This is a genomic window from Streptococcus sp. 1559 (assembly GCF_013276735.1).
Lineage (GTDB): Bacteria > Bacillota > Bacilli > Lactobacillales > Streptococcaceae > Streptococcus > Streptococcus pseudopneumoniae.
The window spans coordinates 1-380 of record NZ_VMLO01000123.1; the positions used below are offsets into that span (position 1 = coordinate 1).

Sequence of the window (380 nt, forward strand, 5' to 3'; positions counted from 1 at the left end):
ATTATAGAAACAAACAAAGTAAAGAGAAACAAGAAGAGCTAGAACGCATTTTAAGAAATGAACGATTCCGAGGGCGTCAAAGAGTGTTAAGAGACTTACGTATTGTGTTTAAAGAGTTTGACATCCGTAGCCGGTAAGAAGCAATGCAAAAAAATGAAAAAAATAGGAAAAGGTGTGTCAATCGAAAGTGATGATGCCCCAAAAAATGGTGAGATTGAGGGCAATTATTTTGCTTTCATTTGACACGAGGAACCCTTGAAGCTGTTTTTTCAGCTAAACCAAGGCTAGTCTTAGCCTTGGCTCTCCAGCCTCACAGCTCCAAGCCTCTTATCAAATGAAATGCTTGTCTTAGACTCCTTATTTTCTCTCTCCTAAATGTA

Annotated in this window: 1 pseudogene; it reads left to right on the forward strand. The window is 38.4% G+C overall.

What is annotated here, in order from left to right:
- Positions 1-137: pseudogene (locus tag HT688_RS11945) on the forward strand (sigma-70 family RNA polymerase sigma factor); the annotation flags it as partial.
- Between the last annotated feature and the right edge of the window lie 243 nt (positions 138-380).